This window comes from Larkinella harenae (genome assembly GCF_054780515.1).
Genome location: NZ_BAAGWE010000001.1, coordinates 1,347,319 through 1,365,414 on the forward strand (window position 1 = coordinate 1,347,319; position 18,096 = coordinate 1,365,414).

Sequence of the window (18,096 nt, forward strand, 5' to 3'; positions counted from 1 at the left end):
ACCGTCGATTCCTCGCTTTATTAGCTTTCTATAAGCCGTTATTGCCCGTGATACCCATGCATTCTTCCTCTTTTTTGTACCGGCTCGTTTTGCTTATTCCGGTTGTTTTTGTGGCGTGTCGGCACTCGGACAAAGTCCTGTTCGAGCGGATACCGTCTGACCAAACCGGAATCACATTTGCCAATACCCTCCAGCAAACCGACCGGTTGAACGCCTTTACGTTTACCAATTTTTACAACGGAGGTGGGGTAGCCATTGGGGATGTCGATAACGATGGGAAACCGGACGTGTTCTTTGGCGGTAATCAGGTAAGCGGTCGGTTGTACCTCAATCGCATCGATACCACCACGCACGCGTGGAAATTCGAGGAAAGGACCGAAGCCGCCGGCCTAACCACCAACCGCTGGTGTACGGGCGTTTCGATGGCCGACGTGAATGGCGATGGCTGGCTGGATATTTACGTAAGCGTGGCCAAACATCCCGCCATGTCTCAGTCCGAAAACCTGCTGTTCATCAATCAGGGCGTCAAAAATGGGACGCCGGTTTTTCGGGAAATGGCACGGGAGTACGGTTTGGCGGAGGCTGCTTATACCACCCAAACCGCTTTCTTTGATTATGACCTCGATGGGGATCTGGACGCCTTTCTGCTCAACACCGGTCCTGATCTGCAAAATCCGAATTACCTGCGGGTGCCGATCAACGACGGTTCGTACCCGAGCACCGGCAAGCTATACCGCAACGAAGGTCCCGGCCCGCAGGGGCATCCGGTTTTTAAGGATGTTTCGAAACAGGCTGGCATCGTTTACGAAGGGCTGGGGCTGGGGCTGGTGATCAGTGATTTCAACAAAGACGGTTACCCCGACATTTACTGCTCGAATGATTTCATCAGCAGCGATATTTTGTACCTGAATAACGGCAAAAGTTCACCCGAAAGCCCCACATTCACGAATGTAATCCGGCAGGCAACGGCTCACACCAGCCTTTACGGGATGGGCGTCGATGCGGCCGACTTCAACAACGACGGGTTGCCTGATCTTTTCCAGCTCGATATGTTGCCGGAGGACAACGCCCGTCAGAAGAAGATGCTCGCTGGCCAGGACTACGACCGCAAAGAACTCAGCATTGCCGAACCGTATCGCTACCAGATGCAGTACATGCGCAATTCGTTGCAGCTGGGACTGGGCGCTGAGGGCACGGGGGATCGGGTAAAACCACACCAAACCGCCGATGCTCTCCCGGCTGCATCCCTGCCGCTTTTCAGTGAAATTGGGTTGCTGGCGGGCGTTGCGAAAACCGACTGGAGCTGGTCGGCTCTGCTGGCCGATTATGACAACGATGGTCGGAAAGACCTGTACATCACCAACGGCTACCGCCGGGACGTAACCGACCGGGATTTTATCTCATTTACGGAGGAGTTTTCCGGTTTTGGAACAACGGAATTTCAGAAGGAAAAGCGCGAGGAACTGATGCAGAAGGTGCCGGAGGTAAAAGTACCCAACTATGCCTACCGGAACGCGGGCGATCTGACGTTTACGGACGTTTCGCAAGCCTGGGGACTGAACGATCTTTCGTATTCCAACGGAGCCGCTTATGCTGACCTGGACGGCGACGGGGATCTGGATCTGGTCGTGAATACCGTGGATTCAGAAGCCCTGGTGTACCAGAATCAAGCCCGGCAACAAAATCAGACTCACTATCTTTCGCTCAGGCTGGAAGGCGGCCCGGGCAACCGCCAGGGAATTGGCACCCGGGTGACGCTGTGGGCTGGGGGGCAGATGCAATATGCTGAGCTGGCAACGGTGCGCGGTTTTCAATCGTCGGTAGAACCGTTGCTGCATTTTGGGCTGGGGGCCTCGTCGGTCGTGGATTCGTTGCTGGTGGAATGGCCCGGCGGGGCGTCGGAACGGCAGTACCACGTCAAGCCGAACCAACGGCTGACGGTTCGTCTGGTCCAGGCGCAAAAGCAAAATAGACAACCCCGGATTGCTCCCGAAAAACCGTTGTTTGACAATATAACGGAATTGGTTGCGCTGGATTTTCAACACCGTTCTTCGGATTTCGTGGATTTTAAACAAACCGCTGCGCTGCACAAAATGCTGTCGCGTAGCGGTTTCGCGCTGGCTACCGGTGATGTAAACGGCGACGGTTTGCCGGATTGCTTTGTGGGAGGAACATACCGGGGAAGCGAAGCCGGTTTGCTGCTGCGAACACCGTCGGGCGGCTTTGTTAGAAAACCGCTTCCCGGGCATCCGAAGCGCAATGATACCGCAGCGTTGCTGTTCGACGCCGACGGCGACAAGGATTTGGATTTATACGTGGTGGCCGGAGGGTGTGAGCGGCCCGCATCGGACAAGGAATTTTACCAGGATCGGTTGTACCTGAACGATGGTCGGGGGGAGTTCAGTCCGGCTCCAACCGGTATTCTGCCGGATGTATCGGGCAGCGGTTCCTGCGTCATAGCGGCTGATTTCGACCGGGATGGGGATTTGGATCTGTTTGTAGGCGGTCGGCAAATTCCCGGTCAGTACCCATTTCCGGCCCGGAGCTATTTGCTGCGGAACGACAGTAAAAACGGTGTTGGCCGTTTTGTCGATGTTACGGCCCAGCTCTGTCCGTCTCTTCTGAAAGCTGGCCTGGTTTGTTCGGCGCTCTGGACCGACCCCGACCGCGACGGTTATCCGGATCTGTTGCTGGCTGGCGAATGGATGCCGATAACACTGCTTCAGAACACGAAAAGTGCACAACCCGCTGTTCGCGTATTCACGCAGTCACGCAGTCGCTCCTTGACGCAGTCTCAGGGTTGGTGGAACACGCTGGCGGAGGGCGATTTCGACAACGACGGTGATCTGGATTACATCGCCGGAAACGAGGGGTTGAACACACTTTATCGGGCCACGGAAAAAGAACCGATTAAGATTGTAGCCAAAGATTTCAACGGCGATGGAACGTTTGATCCGTTGATGGGCTATTTTATCAACGGAGTGCGTTATCCGGCAATGCCGCGTGACGCGCTTAACCAGCAGGTAATTCAATTCCGGCGAAAATACCAGCGGTATGCCGATTATGCCAGGGTGACCTTCGACGATTTGTTGTCGAAAGACGAACTTGACGGCGCTTACCAGGCCGAAGCAACCTACTTACAAAGCGCTTACATCGAAAATCTGGGCAACGGAGAATTTAAAATGACGCCCCTGCCACGCATGGCGCAGCAGGCGCCGGTTTTTGGCATTACGGTTCAGGATTTTAACTATGATGGCAAGCTGGATGCGGTTCTGACCGGCAATTTTTACCCGAATGAAGTCAATATGGGGCGGCAGGATGCGTCGCTGGGGCTCGTGTTGCTGGGCGATGGGCACGGAAATTTCAAGCCGTTGATGCCCCGCGAGAGCGGTTTTCGGGTTTCGGGGGATGCCCGGCGGTCGGTTTTATTGACGGGAAAAGGGTTGGATACGCTGATTGTGACGGCGGTGAATGGCCAGGGGCTGCAATTTAATCGGCGGGTGCCCGGTCGAAAATAAATATGTTCTGGACAGAGAAGGAATTTCTGCGGAGAATAAAAAGTTGAAAAAAGAAAACCGTACGAACCAATGATGTGGCCGGATAAGCGAATTCAGACGTTGTTCGGCATCGAGTTGCCCCTTATTCAGGCACCGATGGCCGGGTCAGTTTTATCGACAATGGCGGTGGCCGTTTCGGAAGCGGGTGGACTGGGTTCACTACCCTGTGCTTTGCTGAGCCCGGAGCAGATTCGGAACGAGTACGAACGCATCCGGCAACAAACGACGAAACCGGTCAATCTTAACTTTTTCTGTCACCAACTCCCTCCGGTTGATCCGGAGCGTGAAAGCCGTTGGCGAAACCGGCTGGCGGGCTATTATACGGAGTTGGGAATTGATCCGCAGACGCCCATTCCAACCTCCAGTCGGGCACCTTTTGACAGCGTATTGTGCGAACTGGTAGAAGAGCTGCGGCCCGAAGTGGTCAGTTTTCATTTTGGGTTGCCGGAGCCAGCATTGCTCGCACGGGTGAAGGCCAGTGGCGCAATGGTTTTGTCGTCGGCAACGTCGGTGGACGAAGCCGTTTGGCTTGAGGAACATGGTTGTGATGCGGTGATTGCGCAGGGAGCCGAAGCGGGCGGTCACCGTGGTATTTTTCTGAACAAGGAGACGGCGACACAAGTCGGAACGATGGCACTGGTACCGCAGGTGGTTGATGCGGTAACCATACCGGTAATCGCGGCTGGTGGCATTGCTGATGCGCGCGGTATTGCCGCTGCGTTGGTTCTTGGTGCGTCGGCGGTTCAGTTGGGGACGGCGTATCTGTTTTGCCCGGAGGCCGAAATTTCCGCGTTGTATCGATCCGCTTTAGGGGCGGCCAAAGACAACAATACGGCCATTACAAACGTGTTTACCGGCCGTCCGGCCCGTGGTATTGTCAATCGGTTGGTGCGGGAAGTAGGGCCGTTGTCGGACGCTGCGCCGGAGTTTCCGCTGGCTGGCGGGGCGCTGGTACCGCTTCGGGCCAAAGTGGAGGTGAACGGTTCCGCTGATTTTACCTCCCTGTGGGCAGGGCAGGCCGCCCGCCTGAGTCGCGCACTTCCGGCGGGTGAACTAACCCGGCAGCTGGCCGACGAAACCCTGCGGACCTTAGCTCGTTTTCGTTCGTAAAAATCGGTTCGGACGCACAGCATATCACTATAAATCACCGAAGCAGGAATCCGGAACGCCTTGCTTCGGTGATAATCGTAAAAGGCGGTTGGCAGGTGGTAAGCAAATAGAGTCAGAAATTCTCCGTAACGGATTTATTCGCATTGATGGACGGGGCATGTAACGCCCTTATCTCATCATCAAGTACGGCCTTCATGATCGTCAGCACATCGGCTGCCAGTAGCTTTTCTCCATCTTCAATCAGGCGGCTGTACGACTCATAAAGAATGTGGCATCTTCTTTCAAAGCGTGTCGTGGGAGTCACTGAAAAAACCGTGGCTTGCCCTTTGAATTGGCCGGCTATGACGGTTTCTCGCGTTTTACTGAATAAGTTAGTCATACATACAAGTTTTAAATGAAAAACACCTCGCAGCCTCTGATATCCAAAAATACGTACGTGAGTATGGGTTGTAAAGGGAGTATCGTCCGACAAATGCTTTGCTAATTGCCTCGCAAATTTTATACCAATCCATTCGAAATGAAGGGCATTTGAGGAGGATAAAAAAGCGGAATGAGTGACGAATGCTTGTTTGTTTCTTTTGTCATCTCCTAAAAAAACAAAACCCGACTCGAGTGGCCGGGCTGTTAGCTAATTCTGTCCTACCCATGCGGGTATGGGCATAAAACAGCAAAAACCAGGCCAAAACGCCCGAGTTCGGTATTTTTACTTGGTGATTTTTTCGGATTGATTACCGAGAAAACGTCCGGCTTAACCGCGCGAAAACCGGTCCGGGCGTGGAGTGAATTGCTCCCGCGGGATCATGGTTTATCTGCCGATAACCGTTCCATTCTAAGACTCAGATGGGCAACAACGGGTCGGCTGAAATAAGGGAACGCTTTGCTTCCCAAGGGGAACTGGCGGCAGGGGGCAGGTAAGATACGTTCATGAACGGTTTGGGTTAGACGGTACGGCAGCCTTGGCGAAACAGACTAGTAGAAAAAGGCGAGAAAGTGCTTACCAGAAAACAGCCGGCTGGCCTCGCAGAGGCAGGGAAGTGGCCGGTTTTGATTTTTGAGAAGAACTGATGCAGTATCGCAAATTAGGAAAAACCGACCTGACGGTTTCGCTCCTGAGTTTTGGAGCATCGCCCCTGGGCAATGTGTTCGATGAAACGGACGAAGGAGAAGGGCGCCGGGCTGTTCACGCGGCCATTGATCACGGAATTAATTTCTTCGATGTAGCCCCGTTTTATGGTGATACGCTGGCCGAAGCCCGGTTAGGGAAAGCCCTGAAAAGCAAACGAAATTCCATTTACCTGGCGACCAAGTGCGGGCGGTACGGCAACGGCGTATTTGATTTTTCGCACGACCGTATTCTGCGTAGCATTGACGAATCGCTGGAGCGCCTGCAAACCGATTACGTGGATTTGCTCACCGTACACGACATCGAGTTCGGTGAGCACGATCAGGTGGTGAACGAAGCCATTCCGGCCGCTCTGAAAATCAAGGAAATGGGTAAGGCGCGTTACGTGGGTTTTTCGGGTTTGCCGGTGCGGTATCTGGCAAAGGTTGCCCGGGAGGTGGAGGTCGATACGGTTTTATCGTGGGGGCATTACACCCTGCTGGCCGACGAAATTAACGACGAACTGGTACCACTAGCGCAGGAAAAAGGATTTGGGCTCTTGAATGCCGCTCCCCTGATGCAGCGCATTCTGTCGGATGCCCCGATACCGGTCTGGCAAAGTTCCCCCCAGGCTGTGAAAGACATGCAGCCGAAACTACTGAAACTATGCCGCGAATACGGTTTGGAACTGAGCGATGTGGCGTTAAAATATGCGGTGAGCCATCCCGTCATTGCCACCACGATTGTGGGCATTTCCGAGCAAAACCGCCTGGAACAAAACGTTCGGGCGCTCGATATTCACCTTCCTGACGAATTGCTGCAACGGATTGAAACGCTGGTCGCCCCGGTCAAAAACCAGCTGTGGTTTGAAGGAAAACCGGAAAACAACATTCCTAAGCCGACTTTACATCATGACTAAACAACGCGCCCTGGTGCTGGTCGAACCCGGAAAAACCGAAGTTCGCGAGATTGATATACCGTCGCCAAAACCGGACGAAGTCCTGCTGGAAATCAACATGGTCGGTTTTTGCGGGGGGGATTTGAACGGTTTTCGCGGGTTATTCGAATTACAGGAATACCCCAACGTACTGGGCCACGAAGTAGGCGCTACGATTCGGGAAGTGGGCAATCAGGTGCCGGCGGAGTTTCAGCCGGGCACCAAGGTCACGCTGAATCCGTATCTGAACTGCGGTCATTGCGTTTCGTGCCGGAAAGGGCGCCCGAATGCCTGCCAGGACAACAAAACGATGGGAGTTCGGCGACCGGGTGCAATGACCCGGTATATCACTGTTCCCTGGCAAAAACTGCATGCATCGTCGAAGCTGTCAACGCGCGAACTGGCGCTGGTCGAGCCGCTGACGGTCGGCTTTCACGCGGCTGCACGGGGTCGGGTGGCAGCTGGCGAAAAAGTGGCCGTTATTGGCTGCGGAATTGTGGGCATGGGGGCCATTGCTGCTTCTGTTCACCGGGGTGCCGAAGTGATTGCTGTTGACATTGACGATGCCAAAATGCGGATTGCCCGGCTGGCGGGCGCAGCCCACACCATCAACACTACCAAAGTCGATTTGCACGAAGCATTGATGGAAATCACCGATGGCGACGGGCCGGACGTAATCATCGAAGCCGTGGGCAATCCGGCAACTTACCGGGCGGCCGTGGAGGAGGTGGCTTATACGGGCCGGGTGGTATACATCGGTTACGCCAAAAAACCGGTGGATTACAGCACCGGAACGTTTGTTCGGAAAGAAATCGAAATTCTGGGCTCCCGCAATTGTCTGGGTGATTTTCCGGATGTAATCAGCTACCTGGAGGCTGGCCAATTTCCCGTCGATGCGGTGGTGAGCCGGGTGGTTTCGCTGGACGAAGCGGGAAAGGCCCTAGCTGAATGGTCGGAAAATCCCGGTCCGATTACGAAAATTATGGTTGATTTTGATAACAGTTCTGCCGTATGAAATCCGCCGTTACCATTGCCTTAGTGCCCGAACTAAAAATGGGTCCCTGGATTTACTGGAGTGACCTGGAAACAAGCATGGCCAAAGCGGCTTCGCTCGGCTTCGATGCTGTCGAATTGTTTACGGCTTCGGCAGACGCCGTGGCCCCCGACCGGCTGGCGGCTTTGAGCGAGCAGTTCGGTGTGAAAATTGCCGCCGTTGGCACTGGAGCCGGGAAAGTGATCCACGGTTTAACCCTGACCGACCCGGATGAGCAGGTGCGATCGAAAGCGGTAGCGTTCATTGCGGATATGATTGAGTTTGGGGCCGGATACGGAGCCCCGGCTATCATCGGTTCCATGCAGGGGAATGTAGCAGCCGGTGTGGAGCGCGAACAGGCATTGCAATGGCTGGCAGAAGGACTGAATATTCTGGGTAAACAGGCGGGCGATCAGGGCGTTACATTGATCTATGAGCCGCTGAATCGCTACGAAACGAACTTGGTCAACCGGCTTGAAGACGGGGTAGATCTGCTGAAATCACTGGATAATCAATACGTTAAATTGTTGGCCGATCTGTTCCACATGAACATAGAAGAAACGTCGCTGGCCGAAAGCATTCGGTTGGCGGGTTCCTACATCGGTCACGTGCATTTTGCCGATAGCAACCGGCGGCCCGTTGGTTTCGGCCACACGCCACTGGAAGACATTGCTAAGGCGTTAAAAGAAATCGATTATCAGGGATATGTTTCGGCAGAAGCGTTTCCGTGGCCCGATCCCGACCAGGCTGCTCAACAGACGATCGAGTCGTTTAAGAAGTATTTCAGATAATATTCGGTTTTGGTTTACCGTGGCTGACGCATTCGTCTGTAGCAAGCGGAGCCACCGTAAACCCAAACCGTAAACCCCAAACCATAAAATCCATGCAACGATTTTGTCTGGCTCTCGACCTGAAAGATGACCCCGATTTGATAGCCGAATACGAACAGTGGCACGCACCCGGCAGCGGCTGGCCGGAAGTCCGGGCAAACGATTTGGCCGCTGGTATTCTGGATCTGCAAATTTACCGCACCGGCAACCGGATGGTGATGATTCTGGAAACGGACGACGATTTTACATTTGAGAAGAAGGCGGTTTTGGATGCAGACAATCCGCACGTGCAAAAATGGGAGGAACTGATGTGGAAATTTCAGCAACCGCTCCCATGGGCTAAAGAGGGCGAAAAATGGGTGCTGATGGATCAAATCTTTCAGTTTGAAAAGTAACCAACTCTTTTCAATCTTGCTGTTTTACTGCCACCCCACGGGGTGGCTTTTTTATGCTATTAATCGGAGCGAAGAAGCCTGGCTTCCAGCGTTCTATTCGTCTGATCGTAAAATAGCTACTCTTCCATTTTGGAAAAATATCGTGCCATTTTGGTAGGGTTTCGCTAAGCTTCCGTTGGCGTTTGTAATTTATTTTTCAGGTATAATGCTGATTGTAAGGTGATTAATTCGTATGGGTTAAAGCCGGAGTTCTTTTTGCCAATGTAGAAGCATCACCAATCAATTCAAAAATGGAAACGCTTCTTATCCTCATTGTTTCAGCCTTTCTCTGCTTTGCCATTTTTTACAAAACCATCGACTGGTTTGAGAAAATCTAATTCATACGCTCATGATTACAATTATTTTCTGCATTGCACTGCTGGTTTTCGCCTACATGCTGTACGTGCTGATTAAACCGGAAAAATTTTAAGATAATCCACTATGAATACGGAATGGATTGGCGTCATGGCTATGTACGGACTCACCGTCCTGCTGGCCATCCCACTCGGCAAGTATCTTGCAAAAGTTTTCAAGGGCGAACCGAATGTGTTCGACTTCATGGCTCCGCTGGAGCGACTGATTTACCGGTTGGGCGGCATCGACTCCAGCCGGGACATGCACTGGAAGGAAAATCTGGTGGCCCTGCTGACGATCAACGCCGTCTGGCTCGTTTACGCCTTTGTGCTGCTGCTAACCCAGGGCAGTCTGCCGCTCAACCCTGACGGCAACCCCTCGCAAACCCCGGATCTGGCATTCAACACGGCGATCAGCTTCCTGGTCAACTGCGACTTGCAGCACTACTCGGGCGAGTCGGGCGCGACGTATCTGACGCAGGTAGCCGTCATGACCTTCCTGATGTTTGTTTCGGCGGCTACCGGTATGGCGGCTGCGGTGCTGCTGTTTCGCTCGTTTCTGCCCCAAAGCACCGAAACCGTCGGCAACTTCTACGTGCTGTTCACCCGTGCCATTACCCGGCTCTTGTTGCCCGGTTCGATCATCGTCGCCCTGATTCTGGCCTTCAACGGAACGCCGGCTTCGTTCGACGGCAAAGACACCATCGTGACGATGCAGGGCGATACCGTTGGGGTTTCGCGCGGTCCGGCGGCTGGTTTTGTGGCCATCAAGCACCTGGGAACCAACGGGGGCGGGTATTTCGGGGCCAACTCGGCGCACCCGCTGGAAAACCCCAATTACCTGACCAACATGGTGGAAATGATAGCCCAGATGATTATTCCGATTGCCATGATCTTTGCATTGGGCTTCTACATCAACCGGAAGCGGTTTGCCTGGATTGTTTACGGCGTGATGACCGTCGGGATGCTTTTTCTGCTGGTGCCCGCTATCTTTTCCGAACTGAACGGAAACCCGGCCATTGCACAGATGGGGATTGCGCAGGCGTCGGGGGCAATGGAGGGCAAGGAAGTGCGTTTCGGGGCGCTGGCGTCTTCGTACTGGAGCATTGTTACCACGATCATCTCGACGGGTTCGGTCAACAGCATGCACGACAGTTCGATGCCGCTTTCGGGGGCGATGCAACTGCTGGGCATGATGGTCAATGCCTTCTACGGCGGGGTCGGCGCGGGGCTGCTCAACTTCTATTACTTCCTGATCATCTCGGTTTTTGTGGCCGGTTTGATGGTGGGCCGCACGCCCGAGCTGTTTGGCCGAAAAGTCGAAGCACGTGAAATCAAGATTGCGTCCATCGTGGCCCTTTTGAGTGCCCTGCTGGTGAAAGGCGGTACGGCGCTGGGGGCCTGGGTTTTCTTAAACTACGGTGATGCGACCGGCTGGGCGGTAAAACCGTTGGCCTGGCTGAATAATCCCGGTTTTCACGGTTTTTCGGAAATTCTCTACGAGTTTACCTCGGCCAACGCCAACAACGGCTCGGGTTTCGAAGGGCTGGGTGACAACAACTTTTTCTGGAATTACGCCACCGGCATTGTCCTGATTCTGGGCCGGTTTATCCCCATCATTGGCCCCGTCGCAATTGCCGGTTTGCTGGCCAAAAAGAAGTACGTTCCGGAATCGGCGGGCACTTTGCCGGTCGATACGCCGACGTTCGGCCTGATGATCTTCGCGGTTATTTTCATCATCACGGCTCTTTCCTTCTTTCCGGCGTTGGCCCTGGGACCGCTGGCGGAATTTTTCAGCTTACACTAAGAAATTATAAAAATGGCACAGCCAAAACAGACCTCCCTCTTCCAGCGCGAGCTCGTTGGAAAAGCCATCCGGGAGTCATTCGTGAAGTTAAATCCGGCCGTTCTGATCAAGAATCCGGTTATGTTCACCGTCGAAGTCGGCACGCTGGTCATGGTGCTGGTAACGGCTTACATCGCCTTGTCGGGTGATCAATCGCAGGGTACGCTGGGCTATAACGGGGTTATTACGCTCATTCTGCTCGTGACGGTTTTGTTTGCCAACTTTGCCGAAGCCATTGCCGAAGCCCGCGGAAAGGCGCAGGCCGAATCGCTACGCAAAACCCGGCAGGAAACACCCGCCAAAGTGATTCGCGCGGTGGGTAATATGAAAGTGGCTGAGATCCAAACCGTTCCTTCTTCACAACTCGTGAAAGGCGATGTGTTTGTTTGTGAAGCGGGCGACATCATTCCGACCGATGGCGAGATCATCGAAGGTCTGGCCACCATCGACGAGTCGGCTATTACCGGGGAGTCGGCGCCGGTTATTCGCGAAGCCGGGGGCGACCGATCCTCGGTGACGGGCGGTACCAAGGTGCTTTCGGATAAAATCAAAGTGCAGGTGACCACCCAGCCGGGCGAGTCGTTTCTGGACAAAATGATTGCGCTGGTGGAAGGAGCCTCCCGCCAGAAAACGCCGAACGAAATTGCCCTGACGATTCTGCTGGCCGGGTTTACGCTCATCTTCATCATCGTCTGCGTGGCGCTGAAACCGTTTGCCGACTACGCCAACACGCCCATCACCATCGCAGCCCTGATTTCGCTCTTCGTCTGCCTGATTCCGACCACCATCGGCGGACTCTTATCGGCCATCGGGATTGCCGGGATGGACCGCGCCCTGCGCGCCAACGTCATTGCCAAATCGGGCCGGGCCGTCGAAACGGCGGGCGACGTAGACACGCTGCTGCTGGACAAAACCGGTACCATCACGATCGGCAACCGGAAAGCCACCCAGTTTTACCCCGCACCGGGCATTTCAAAAACCGACATGATTCGGTCGAGCGCCCTGAGTTCGCTGGCCGACGAAACACCGGAAGGCAAGTCCATCGTGGAATTAGCGGGAACTGAGGTAACTCGTAACCTGAGCACGGCGGGGGCCACGCTGATCAAGTTTACGGCCGAAACCCGTTCGTCGGGCATCGACCTGCCGCAGAATGGACCGATTAGCGAACGGCTGCGGATTCGGAAAGGAGCCACCGATTCCATCCGCAACCTGGTCACGCGGGCGGGCAACGGGTTCCCGAAAGAAACCGAGGAGCAGGCCCAGCGGATTGCCGCCAACGGCGGAACGCCCCTGATTGTAGCCCAGAATGAGCAGGTGATGGGCGTCATTGAGTTGCAGGACATCATCAAACCCGGCATTGCCGAACGCTTCGAACGGCTGCGGAAAATGGGCGTCAAAACCGTCATGGTCACGGGTGACAACCCACTGACGGCCAAGTTTATCGCCCAGAAAGCCGGGGTTGACGACTTTATTGCCGAGGCCAAACCCGAGGATAAAATGAACTACATCCGCCACGAGCAAACTGGTGGCAAGCTGGTGGCCATGATGGGCGATGGCACCAACGACGCCCCGGCGCTGGCGCAGGCCGACGTGGGCGTGGCCATGAACAGCGGTACGCAGGCGGCCAAAGAAGCCGGGAACATGGTGGACCTGGATAATGACCCGACCAAGCTGATTGAAGTGGTCGAAATCGGGAAGCAACTCCTGATCACCCGCGGTACGCTGACCACCTTCTCAATTGCCAACGACGTAGCGAAGTATTTCGCCATCGTTCCGGCCTTGTTTACGGTCTCCATCCCGGCGCTGCAAAGCCTGAACATCATGCGGTTGCACAGCCCCGAATCGGCCATCCTGTCGGCGGTCATTTTCAACGCGGTCATCATTCCGCTGCTGATTCCGCTGGCCTTGCGGGGGGTGGAATACAAACCGATTGGGGCCAGTGCGCTCCTGCTTCGGAACCTGTTCATCTACGGGTTTGGCGGGCTGTTGGCCCCTTTTATTGGCATCAAACTACTGGATTTAGTCGTCGGACTCTTTGTATAAATCGTCAAAATCATGAAAACGCATCTTGCCCCCGCTCTTCGGCTGACCCTCGTGATGCTGGTCTTATTAGCGGTCATTTATCCCCTGCTCGTTGCCGCCGTTTCCCGTCTGGCCCCGGGCGGTGGTCAGGGCGAAACTGTATCGGTAAACGGGAAAGTAGTCGGCTACGCCCGGATCGGTCAGGCCTTCACGGAGGACCGGTATTTCAACGGCCGCCCTTCGGCGGTGGATTACAACGCGGCTGGTTCGGCGGGTTCGAACAAAGGGCCGAGCAACCCGGACTACCTGAAAACCGTTCAGGCGCGCATCGACACGTTTCTGGTACACAACCCCGGTGTGCAGAAAGCCGACATTCCGGCCGAACTGGTGACGGCTTCCGGCTCGGGCCTTGACCCGGATCTGTCGCCCGCAGCGGCCAAAGTTCAAGTGGCCCGCATTGCCAAAATGCGGGGTATTTCCGCCAGTCGGCTGAATCAGCTGGTTGATGAACACACCGACGGCCCACTGCTGGGGCTTTTTGGTCCGCAAAAAGTGAATGTTCTGGCGCTGAACATCGCGCTGGATGAAGTTAAATAAACCTTGTTTGCCGCGTATGTCTTTTGTCGTGAGTTTATGACGGCGTAAATGTCATGTACGACTCAGATACAACCCAGAATGCGGCTTTCTCGAAAAGCCGTTTATCACCATGAAAAAAAAGTTAGTAAGTACCCTTACAGGATTGCTCTTGAGTGCGGGCAGCGTATTGGCCCAATCAACCACATCACCGACGGATTCAACGGCTGCGCCCGCTCCCAAACTGACCTTTTCGGGGTATGCGGAGCTCTATTATGGGCAGGATTTTGACCAGCCCAACGCACAGGAGCGCCCCGGATTTCTCTACAACCATAAGCGCAACCGGGAAGTCAACGTGAATCTGGCGTTTCTCAAAGCGGCTTACGCGGGTGAACGGGTCCGGGCAAATCTGGCCATTCAGGTGGGCACGTACGCCCAATACAACTATGCCGCCGAACAGCCGCTGCTGCGGACTATTTACGAAGCGAATGCTGGGGTTAAACTTTCCAAAAACCGTGATTTATGGCTGGACGCCGGGGTTTTTACCTCTCACATCGGTTTTGAAAGCGCCATCTCGAAAGATTGCTGGACGCTGACCCGCAGCCTGGTGGCCGAAAATTCGCCATATTACCTGGCCGGGGCCAAGCTGACTTACAACACACCCAACGGCAAATGGACGCTGCTGGGTTCGGTGCTCAACGGCTGGCAGCGCATCAACCGCCTGCCGGGTTACACCAAACCGTCGCTGAGTACGCAGGTGCAGTACAAAACCGGTTCTGTCCTTACGCTCAACTGGAGCACATTCCTGGGTTCCGACCGCCCGGATTCCCTGAAGCAAACCCGGTTTTACAATAATTTCTACGCCATCATCAACCCCACCGGCAAGTTTGGCGTCACGCTGGGCTTCGACATTGGGGCCGACCGCAAACCGCTGACCCGCGGAGGACAACGCCTTGGCACGGGAAGTTACGTCTGGTACACGCCGGTGGTCATTGCCCGGTATGCCACCAGTTCAAGGAGCTATGTTGCCGGACGCGTTGAATACTATGATGACAAAGACGGCGTGATCATCAGCACCGGCAGTACCAACGGTTTCAAAACCTGGGGTTACTCCATCAACTACGATTACGCCATTTTCCCCTCGGCCGTCTGGCGCATTGAATACCGCGGATTCAGCAGCAAGGACGCCATTTTCGCCGAAACCGCAACGGACCCGGCCCGCCGGACGAACAATGCGCTGACCACCTCGTTGGCAATCAGTTTTTAACGCAGACCGAAGAAGATAGACAAAAGAGAAAAGATGAATCCAGCTAGCTAAGAATCCTTACTCTCGTGCTTATCTTCTCACCTCTCCAACAAACATGGAAAACAGTCGCGATCAATCAGCCGAGCAGTTTCTCCGACTCATCCAGGAGTCGCGCCGGGGAAAGTTCAAAATTTACATCGGCATGAGTGCGGGGGTGGGCAAAACCTACCGGATGTTGCAGGAAGCGCACGTGCTGCTGCGGGGCGGTATCGACGTGAAAATCGGGTTTGTGGAAACGCACAACCGGGCCGAAACCCACGCACTGATCGACGGATTGCCCCTCATTGCCCGCCGGAAGCTGTTTTACCGGGGACGCGAACTGGAAGAGATGGATTTACAGGCCATTCTCAACGGCCATCCTGAACTGGTGATTGTTGATGAGCTGGCGCACACCAACGTTCCCGGTTCCAAAAACGAAAAGCGCTGGCAGGATGTGCTCGATATTCTGGATGCGGGCATCAACGTGGTCAGCGCGGTCAATATCCAGCACATTGAAAGCCTGTACGAAGAAGTACACGACATTACGGGAATCGAAGTAAGCGAGCGGGTGCCCGACCGGGTGTTGCAGGCGGCTGATGAGGTGGTGAACATCGATTTGCCCGCCGACGAACTCATTACGCGGCTGAAAGAAGGGAAAATCTACGAGTCCGCCAAGGTCGAGATGGCCCTGCGCAATTTTTTTCAGGCCGACAAAATTCTGCAACTGCGCGAACTGGCGCTCAAGGAAGTGGCCACGGCCGTAGAGCGAAAGGTCGAAACGATGCTGCCGGTCAACACGCAGTTCAAACACGAACGGCTGATGGCGTCGATCAGCAGCAATTACGTTGTGGGTCGGAAGCTGATCCGCAAAACCGCCCGGCTGGCGGCTTACTACCAGGCCCGCTGGTTTGTGCTGTACGTGCAGACGCCCGCCGAAGATCCCAACCGCATCAAACTGGAAGTGCAGCGGCATTTGATCAACAACTTAAAACTGGCTACCGAACTGGGCGCGGAAGTGATTCAGGTTAAAAACCGGAGTATCTTTAACGCGCTGGTTGAGGAATGTGAGAAACGCAAGATCACGACCGTTTGCATCGGCAAACCGCATTTTAACCTGCTTCAGGTAATCTGGCGGACCAACGCCTTCAACCGGCTGCTGAACAAGTTATCGGAATCGGACATTGACTTAGTAATTCTGTCATGACCATCAAGTTAAAAATATCGCTGGCCCTGGTCTTTCTGTTTGCCGTTCTGCTGTTGCTGGGCGGCTCGGGAATGTATTACCTGAATCAATTGGCCGACGATTCGCAGGCCATCCTGAAAGACAATTACACCTCGTTGCAGTTTGTGGGGCGTATGCAGAAGGCGTTGCTGACGCGCAATACCGACCCGGACGCTCTGAAAAGCTTTGATCAGGCACTCCGCCAGCAGGAAAAAAACCTGACGGAAGAAGGCGAAGAGGCACTGGCCGAGGCCATCCGGGTGGATTTTGACCGGCTTCGATCGGGAAACCCCAACGACTCGCTGACGCTGGCCCGCATCGGGCAGAACCTGCTGCAGCTGGGCGATATCAACCAGCAAGCCATGTTTCGCAAAAACAACGTGGCCGAACAAACAGCCAACGATGCGCTAGTCTGGCTGGTGGTGACGGGTACGGTTTGTTTTCTGATACTCTTTTCGTTCATTATCAACTTTCCCGGTTACATCGCCAACCCGCTCCGCGAACTGACACGCGGGATTCAGGAAGTGGCCAGCCGCAACTTTGAAGAACGGCTGCATTTCCGGTCGAACGACGAATTTGGTGAACTGGCACGGGCGTTCAACTCGATGGCCCACAAGCTGGACGAGTACGAGCATACGCAACTGGCCGACGTGCTGTTTGAGAAAAAACGCATCGACACGCTCATTCAGTTGATGGACAACGGCATTATCGGTCTGGATGAGAAAAAGAACATCCGGTTTGTCAATCCGGTCGCCAGCCGGTTGCTGGGGGCCGATGAAGCCGAACTGGTCGGGCGGTATGCCCCGGATGTGGCGCTGACCAACGACTTACTCCGGACGCTGCTTCAGAACCTGACGGATGCGAAAACGGAGCCGGAGACTGATCGTAAATTGCTGAAAATCTACGACGAAGGTAAGGAAAGCTACTTTAACCGCCAGACCCACGTGGTGACGCTGACCCGCACGGGCGAAGAGCAGCCGGTGGCCGCCGGGTGGGTGATTGTGCTGGAAAACATCACGGCGTATCAGGAGCGCGATCTGGCCAAAACGAACTTCATCGCCACGGTTTCGCACGAGTTGAAAACACCCATTTCCGCCATCAAAATGAGTTTGAAGTTGCTGGACGACCAGCGAATCGGAGCCTTAAACGAAGAACAGAAGGAACTGGTCAACCACGTCCGCCACGACGCCGACCGGCTGCTGAACATTACCGGCGAACTGCTGAACATGGCGCAGGTGGAATCCGGACAGATTCAGCTGACGATCAAGGCCGTGAGTCCCGCAGATTTGGTGCAGTACGCGACGAAGGCCCTGGAAGTGGCGGCTGGTCAGCGGCACATCCGGTTTGCGGTTTCGGGTCTGGAGGGTTTGCCCGCCATCAAAGCCGATCCCGATAAGGTAACCTGGGTGCTGGTCAATCTGCTGTCGAATGCCGTGCGGCACAGTCCCGGAGAAAATACGGTAGACATTACGGCCCGACAAGTTGGGAAGGAGGTAGAGTTTATGGTACGGGATTACGGCCCGGGCCTGCGTCCGGAACACCGCTCCCGGGTTTTCGACCGGTATTTTCGCGCGCCGGGTCCCAGTGGGCAGTCGGGTGGCACGGGTCTGGGACTGGCCATTTCCAAAGAGTTTATTCAGTCGATGGGGGGTGAAATCGGACTGAAAGACAATGTGGAGCCGGGGGCCGCTTTCTACTTCCGGCTGGCCGTTGCCTAACGAGTTTATATATAGCTGGCGGTATAATTGTTCTGTAAACAGCAAGAAAAGCACGGACAAAACTCTACGGCTAC

Annotated in this window: 14 protein-coding genes; 13 read left to right on the top strand and 1 reads right to left on the bottom strand. The window is 54.7% G+C overall.

The window, feature by feature from the left end; translation table 11 throughout:
• Positions 1-56 precede the first annotated feature (56 nt).
• Positions 57-3,518, top strand: a complete 3,462-nt coding sequence (locus ACYVH9_RS05435) for a VCBS repeat-containing protein (RefSeq protein WP_460635281.1) — start codon at positions 57-59, stop codon at positions 3,516-3,518.
• Positions 3,519-3,590: 72 nt separating this feature from the next.
• Positions 3,591-4,667 carry an NAD(P)H-dependent flavin oxidoreductase gene (locus tag ACYVH9_RS05440; protein WP_460635282.1) on the top strand — a complete coding sequence of 359 codons (1,077 nt, stop codon included), beginning with the start codon at positions 3,591-3,593 and terminating at the stop codon, positions 4,665-4,667.
• A 112-nt stretch (positions 4,668-4,779) separates the two neighbouring features.
• Here the strand turns inward: ACYVH9_RS05440 and ACYVH9_RS05445 are convergent, their stop codons facing one another.
• The gene (locus tag ACYVH9_RS05445) at positions 4,780-5,046 is read right to left on the bottom strand and encodes a hypothetical protein (RefSeq protein WP_460635283.1); all 267 of its coding nucleotides are present in this window, start codon (positions 5,044-5,046) and stop codon (positions 4,780-4,782) included.
• A gap of 685 nt (positions 5,047-5,731) precedes the next feature.
• Here ACYVH9_RS05445 and ACYVH9_RS05450 point away from each other — a divergent pair.
• The 11 genes from ACYVH9_RS05450 to ACYVH9_RS05500 all read left to right on the top strand — a co-directional run bounded on the left by ACYVH9_RS05450 (position 5,732) and on the right by ACYVH9_RS05500 (position 18,022).
• Positions 5,732-6,688: an aldo/keto reductase gene (locus ACYVH9_RS05450; RefSeq protein WP_460635284.1), complete on the top strand. Its 957-nt coding sequence runs from the start codon at positions 5,732-5,734 to the stop codon at positions 6,686-6,688.
• Positions 6,681-7,721 (top strand): zinc-binding alcohol dehydrogenase family protein, encoded by a 1,041-nt coding sequence (locus tag ACYVH9_RS05455; protein WP_460635285.1) that lies wholly within the window; start codon positions 6,681-6,683, stop codon positions 7,719-7,721. Before ACYVH9_RS05450 ends, ACYVH9_RS05455 begins: the two co-directional genes overlap by 8 nt.
• A complete protein-coding gene (locus ACYVH9_RS05460; RefSeq protein WP_460635286.1) occupies positions 7,718-8,530 on the top strand; it encodes a TIM barrel protein in 813 nt (270 codons plus the stop codon). Before ACYVH9_RS05455 ends, ACYVH9_RS05460 begins: the two co-directional genes overlap by 4 nt.
• Before the next feature lie 92 nt (positions 8,531-8,622).
• Entirely contained in the window at positions 8,623-8,964 is a 342-nt protein-coding gene (locus ACYVH9_RS05465; RefSeq protein WP_460635287.1) for an L-rhamnose mutarotase, read from the top strand.
• Between the two features lie 388 nt (positions 8,965-9,352).
• Positions 9,353-9,433 (top strand): potassium-transporting ATPase subunit F, encoded by an 81-nt coding sequence (locus ACYVH9_RS05470; protein ID WP_134027275.1) that lies wholly within the window; start codon positions 9,353-9,355, stop codon positions 9,431-9,433.
• A gap of 11 nt (positions 9,434-9,444) precedes the next feature.
• Positions 9,445-11,163: a potassium-transporting ATPase subunit KdpA gene (gene kdpA, locus ACYVH9_RS05475; protein ID WP_460635288.1), complete on the top strand. Its 1,719-nt coding sequence runs from the start codon at positions 9,445-9,447 to the stop codon at positions 11,161-11,163.
• Between the two features lie 12 nt (positions 11,164-11,175).
• Positions 11,176-13,245: a potassium-transporting ATPase subunit KdpB gene (kdpB, locus tag ACYVH9_RS05480; protein WP_460635289.1), complete on the top strand. Its 2,070-nt coding sequence runs from the start codon at positions 11,176-11,178 to the stop codon at positions 13,243-13,245.
• A gap of 12 nt (positions 13,246-13,257) precedes the next feature.
• A complete protein-coding gene (locus ACYVH9_RS05485) occupies positions 13,258-13,821 on the top strand; it encodes a K(+)-transporting ATPase subunit C (RefSeq protein WP_460635290.1) in 564 nt (187 codons plus the stop codon).
• A gap of 109 nt (positions 13,822-13,930) precedes the next feature.
• Complete coding sequence (locus ACYVH9_RS05490; RefSeq protein ID WP_460635291.1) at positions 13,931-15,064, top strand: porin; 1,134 nt, start codon at positions 13,931-13,933, stop codon at positions 15,062-15,064.
• 94 nt (positions 15,065-15,158) lie between these two features.
• On the top strand, positions 15,159-16,286 hold the full coding sequence (locus ACYVH9_RS05495) for a sensor protein KdpD (RefSeq protein ID WP_460635292.1): 1,128 nt from the start codon (positions 15,159-15,161) through the stop codon (positions 16,284-16,286).
• Positions 16,283-18,022, top strand: coding sequence for a sensor histidine kinase (locus ACYVH9_RS05500; RefSeq protein WP_460635293.1), 1,740 nt, complete (start codon positions 16,283-16,285; stop codon positions 18,020-18,022). Before ACYVH9_RS05495 ends, ACYVH9_RS05500 begins: the two co-directional genes overlap by 4 nt.
• Positions 18,023-18,096 lie beyond the last annotated feature (74 nt).